This window comes from Floccifex sp., assembly GCF_051873555.1.
GTDB lineage: Bacteria > Bacillota_I > Bacilli_A > Erysipelotrichales > Erysipelotrichaceae > Floccifex.
This window is the reverse complement of the sequence record NZ_JBJEEY010000149.1, coordinates 1-5,546: the sequence shown is the minus strand read 5'-3', so window position 1 is coordinate 5,546 and position 5,546 is coordinate 1. Positions and strand designations below refer to the sequence as shown.

The 5,546-nt window shown below is 31.6% G+C and carries 3 protein-coding genes; all 3 read left to right on the top strand.

What is annotated here, in order from left to right; all coding sequences use genetic code 11:
• Positions 1-66: 66 nt before the first annotated feature.
• The 3 genes from ACI32A_RS08600 to ACI32A_RS08590 all read left to right on the top strand — a co-directional run bounded on the left by ACI32A_RS08600 (position 67) and on the right by ACI32A_RS08590 (position 5,450).
• Entirely contained in the window at positions 67-2,004 is a 1,938-nt protein-coding gene (locus tag ACI32A_RS08600; protein WP_439754645.1) for an FAD-dependent oxidoreductase, read from the top strand.
• Between the two features lie 88 nt (positions 2,005-2,092).
• Positions 2,093-3,073: an SseB family protein gene (locus tag ACI32A_RS08595; RefSeq protein ID WP_439754644.1), complete on the top strand. Its 981-nt coding sequence runs from the start codon at positions 2,093-2,095 to the stop codon at positions 3,071-3,073.
• 424 nt (positions 3,074-3,497) lie between these two features.
• Positions 3,498-5,450, top strand: coding sequence for a hypothetical protein (locus tag ACI32A_RS08590; protein ID WP_439754643.1), 1,953 nt, complete (start codon positions 3,498-3,500; stop codon positions 5,448-5,450).
• Positions 5,451-5,546: the final 96 nt, after the last annotated feature.

The window sequence follows — 5,546 nt, the reverse complement described above, 5'->3', positions numbered from 1 at the left end:
ATATAAAAATGAGTGTATTTGCGTCTTGACAAAGGTCACTTCATAACAGTTTTTTCACCTCGTTTGATGAATAACGATGGTAGTTATTCAAAAGATGGAGCGGATTACTACATTGAACGTGCGAAAGGTGGTACGGGATTAATTATTACGGGATTGGTTCCATTACCACCATTAGGGCATTTGCCATCTATTATGAATGACCTTGAATCTTATACAAAAAATATGAAGTATTTAGCCGATGGCGTTCATCAATATGGATCAAAAGTCTTTGTTATGATTTCGGCTTTAACAGGTCGTGCCGGTAGTGTGGGAGAACCAGCTCCAAGTGCTTTACCAAATGTATGGGATCCACGTGGTCTTCAAACAGAAATGACAAAAGAACAAATTCATATGTATGTGAAATGGTTTGGTATGGGAGCAAAAGCCGCAAAAGATGCAGGCATTGATGGTGTCGAAATTCATGCGGTTCATGAAGGCTATTTATTGGATCAATTTACTATTTCAGCTTTCAATAAACGTACAGACGAATACGGTGGAAGCTTAGAAAATCGTTTGCGTTTTCCAATTGAAATTGTACAGGAAATCAAGAAAACATGTGGAAAAGATTTCCCTGTTTCTTTGCGTTATTCAGTTGTATCAAAAACAAAAGCCTTTAATCGAGGCGCCGTTCCAGGTGAAGAATTCAAAGAATTTGGACGTGATATGGAAGAAAGTCGTAAAGTGGTTAAGATGTTAGAAGAAGCTGGGTATGATATGCTGGATTGCGATAATGGTACATATGATGCCTGGTATTGGCCACATCCTCCTGTATATATGCCAAAAGCATTGAATCTTGCTGATGTAGCGGAAATAAAAAAAGAAGTGAATATTCCAGTGATTTGTGCAGGTCGATTTGATGATCCAGATTTAGCGGATGAATCCATTGCACAAGGAAAAATCGATATGATGGGAATGGGTCGTCCATTATTAGCCGATCCAGACTTAGCCAATAAATTTAAAGAAAAACGATTGGATGACATTCGTCCTTGTATTTCTTGTCACTTTGGTTGTTTGTCTCGTATTTTCCAGCCAGACTATGAAACAAAAGCTACAAAAGATATTTCCTGTGCGATCAATCCTCGATGTGGACAAGAAAATCACTACAACATTGAAAAAACAAATACACCAATGAAAGTAGCTGTAGTTGGTGGAGGAATTGCAGGAATGGAAGCAGCTCGTGTATGTGCTTTACGTGGACATGAAGTAGATTTATATGAAAAATCAAATCAATTAGGTGGTGTCTTTATTCCAGCTGCTTCATTTGATTTCAAAGACGATGATCGTCGATTGATTCGCTGGTATCGTAAACAAATGGTGGATACAGGTGTCAATGTAAAATTAAATACAGAATTTAAACCAGAAAATAAACAAAGTTATGATAAAGTCATTGTCGCAACAGGTGCTCATGAAAGACGTTTAGATGTTCCTGGATTTGATTGTGAAAATGTTAGATATGCAGTGGATGTATTAAATAATCAAAATATTATGGATCAAAATGTAGTTATTATTGGTGCTGGTTTAACAGGTTGTGAATTGGCTTATGATTTAGCACGTAAAAATAAGAAAGTTACAGTGGTTGAACAGCTTCCAACAATAATGAATGTAGAAGGATTGAATGCAGCAAACTATAATTGTTTATTGGATTTAATGGAATACTATAAAGTAGATATTTTAAAGAATTCCAAGGTTTTAAAATATGAAGATGGTAAAGCATATGTTGAAACAACAACATATAATGAACCAAATATTAAAGATCGTGCGATTTCACAGTCTTTACAAGGTATTCATAAAACAGTGAAACCAATTGAAGCTGATACAGTCATTGTTTCTGTTGGATATATTTCGAATCAAGATCTTTATAATGAAATCAAAGACGATAATGTGATTTTATTAGGAGATGCAGTAAAACCAGCGAATTTAATGAGTGCAATCTGGGATGCATTTAAAGCTTGTTACAAACTATAGGGACATCAAAAGATGTCCTTTTTTTGTCGCCTGTGATTTGACCAAATCAATAAGAATTAGAATAATATTTAAATAGGAGGACAAAAATATGAGTCTAATAAAAGCAATAAAAGATTTCTATAAAAATCCAAGTGATGATAAATATATTCATATTCTACAAATACTAAGAAACTATACAGTATCTATTCCATGTACCATTACTTTTTCACAAAGAGATCAAAAAAAATGGGATTTATTGAGTGATAATTCAATGGAAGGAGAATCCTTTGAAAATGAAGATGAAATCATATTTAAACCCGATACATTAGAAAACGAAGACGGAAAATTTTTCCCTGTATTTCTAAGTGAAGAAGATATGCCAAAAGATTATCGAAATTATTTTAGTTTATTGGAAATAGATTTTCTAAAAGTAATTGAAATGAATTTAGAAAATGATTTAAAAGGAATTGTAGTAAATGCTTTTACTAATCCCATTGAAATTCATAAAGAAGCATTTGAATTTATTTGTGATTGTCCAAATCTAACACAAGAGGAAGACTATATTGAATATTCTTTACGAATGGGTAGTGAAGCCTATTTAAGAAAAGATTTTGTACAAGCTAAAGAATATTATGAAATAGCAGCTCATTTATTTAATGCACAAGCTATGAGTAATCTAGGTTATATTTATACATATGGAAGAGTGGGTAAACCTGATAAAGAAATGGGTTTATATTATTTTGAAAAAGCAGCTGATAAAGGAAATGTAACAGGAATAATGAAAATAGGGGATGCCTATCGATATGGTGATATCTATCCAAAAAATGAACAAAAAGCATTTAATTGTTACAGAAAAGCTTTTGAAATAGGATATAAAGATTTAATGGAATATCCAGATTTATGGATGCGACTCGGTGAATGTTATTTATATGGCATTGGAACAAAAATAGATTTAGAACAAGCAATACAACAATTAAATATAGCCATATATTTATTTGAACAAGAAGAAAATGACATATTTTATTATCCAAGTCTTAAACAAAAAGCAAAAGAAGAACTAAAGAAAGCTATAGAAATGAAGCAACTATAGCTTTTTTTATGTTATAAGCAAATAATTAGTTTTTTAACTGATTATGAGAGTAAATAGCTCTTTTTAGTTTCAAATAAAGTGTCCAAAAAACGGAAAATAGTTTCATTTAATTTGTCCAAAACAAATACTGTCGTTTTTAGATATTGTCTATGCGGTTTTACATATTTTAGTAGAGGATTTTTAATCTAAAATATTGAATTTAGTTTCAAATATTTAGTTTCAAATAAACTGTCCGAATCGGATTCATTTATTGTGTCCATCTACATTTTTATGTCAAAAACAAATTTGTGAAAAACCTTCACAAGTGAATGATTCATAAACCGGGGGGGGGTAATTAATAACAAAGCAAAAATGTAATTTTAAGGTTACAATTATAGTTGTAAGATTGACATTAAAAATCAATCTGAACGAAAGGAGAGAGAATATGAAAAGAATAGTAAAGTACTTAATCCCATGTTTAGTTGCATGTTTCATGGTATTTGGACTCGTACAAACAGCATCGTTTACATTTGCGACTGGAAATGGTGATATTTCTACTGAGGAACAAAATTCAAGTGAATCAGAAAACGGTGAGGGACAACAATCAGAAGAACCAAGTGGGCAAGGAGGTTCTGAGGTTGGAGAGGATTTAGAAGATGTTGAAGAAACAAAAGTAACAACTACTCAGCCTTCTAATCAACTCAAAAAGAAAAAACCAGGATCTGGTGTAGATACGTATGATGTAAATCTTGATCCATATGAAAGTTTTATTAAAGTAAGTAAGAATTTCCAAGGTATTAATGAGTCAGTTATATTAAAAAAACTTGCCAGCACATTTGTAATAAATGTTTCAAATTTTAGTTCAACTTATAATTTGAAATTAGGTGAAGGTAGTGATTTTGCACCTGTGCATACGGACGGAACCACACAATGGGATTGGATAATAGCAAATACTGGAAGTAATACTTATTCAATCAGTGAATCTGGTGAAAATATTACTGGATACAATGTAAATAGAACTATTAAATTAGCAAATGATACTGAACCAAATTCATGGGATGGAAACAGTAAAGAAATAACTGTAGTAAAAAAGACATTAACATTTGGTAATTTAAACAACCCAAATGACAATAAAGAAAAACGATTCAGTGTAAGTGATTCTAATCATATAATGGCATTTGCAAATACTCAGGGTGGACATCCAGTGGTTAGTGTAATTTCATATAGAAAATTACCTTATTCTACACAACTAGCTGTAAGTGAATATATTTATAACACTAGAAAAGGTAATTGGAAATATGATGAAAGTGATCCGTTGAAAGGAATTAAGTTTTTTAGTTTAGAAGAATTAAATTCTCAAACTGGAAGCGATGGTTCAGTGCATGTCAATTTAAGCGTTGGGACAAGCTTTACCTACTATGAAAATCCTTCAGATGGTATAAACGTGGATTTTGGTTCAAGTAATATTACTGGACATATGTCTTTTGACTTTAGTTATGTGGGCGGTCAGGACGAAGATGTTTTAATAACAAATACATATACAAAAGTAATTTCAGTAGAAAAGCAGTGGTTTGATGCAAATGGTAATCAGATTACAGATTCTTATCCTGAAGAATCAGTTACTGTTGCGCTAGGTAAGATTGTAGATGGAAATTGGCAAGAAATTGATAATTCAAGAATAACATTAAGTTCTTCGCAAGAACCAGATAAAAATTGGAAAGGTTCATGGGAAGTCCCAATAATTGATGTGAACGGAAATCCAATTCAATATATTGTTAGAGAATTAGATGCTTCAGAAAAACCAATTGAAAGTAATGGAGCGTATGGAGCGACTAACAATACGTACACTGTTAATTATATACCAACTGATGTTGATAATGATTCAACTACTGGATATGAGTCTTTTGTAGTAAAAAATACAATTTCAACAATTGAAATCACAATCAAAAAAGATGTCATAGGTAATGGAGCAAATCTATCTGATCAGTTTACATTTACATATGTTGTAAAAGACATAGATGGAGATGGAAACGAAATTGAACTTGAAAAAGGTGATTTTACTTTAATTGATAAAGACACTAAAAAAACAGAAGAAAATAAAAGTCTGTTATCAAAAACATTAACTGTACCAATTGGTAAGACAATTGAAATAACTGAAACAAATGTATATGGATATACATTATCAAGTGATAAAGGAAAAGTTGATGGAATGAGTGTTGAATATACAGTAACAGCTGATGAAAATCAAATTATCACATTATTAAATACTAAAAATATAGCTCCTATCACTGGTATCACCGACAACACACCAAAGGGTCTTGGAATGATTGGAACTATCGTAGCTGAAGTAGCTGCTATCGCATTCGTTCTTAAAAAGAAAAAACAATTAAAAATGTAGAGTAAGTAACTAACCTGAGAAATTACTAACTTACTCTACAACTCTTGAAATGATAAAAATCATTTCATATTTATTCTAACAAAAAAGGAAATTTAA

Coding starts and splice junctions, on each gene's coding strand:
- ACI32A_RS08590 (WP_439754643.1), top strand. CDS start 3,498: ATGAAAAGAATAGTAAAGTACTTAATCCCATGTTTAGTTGCATGTTTC.
- ACI32A_RS08600 (WP_439754645.1), top strand. CDS start 67: ATGAATAACGATGGTAGTTATTCAAAAGATGGAGCGGATTACTACATT.
- ACI32A_RS08595 (WP_439754644.1), top strand. CDS start 2,093: ATGAGTCTAATAAAAGCAATAAAAGATTTCTATAAAAATCCAAGTGAT.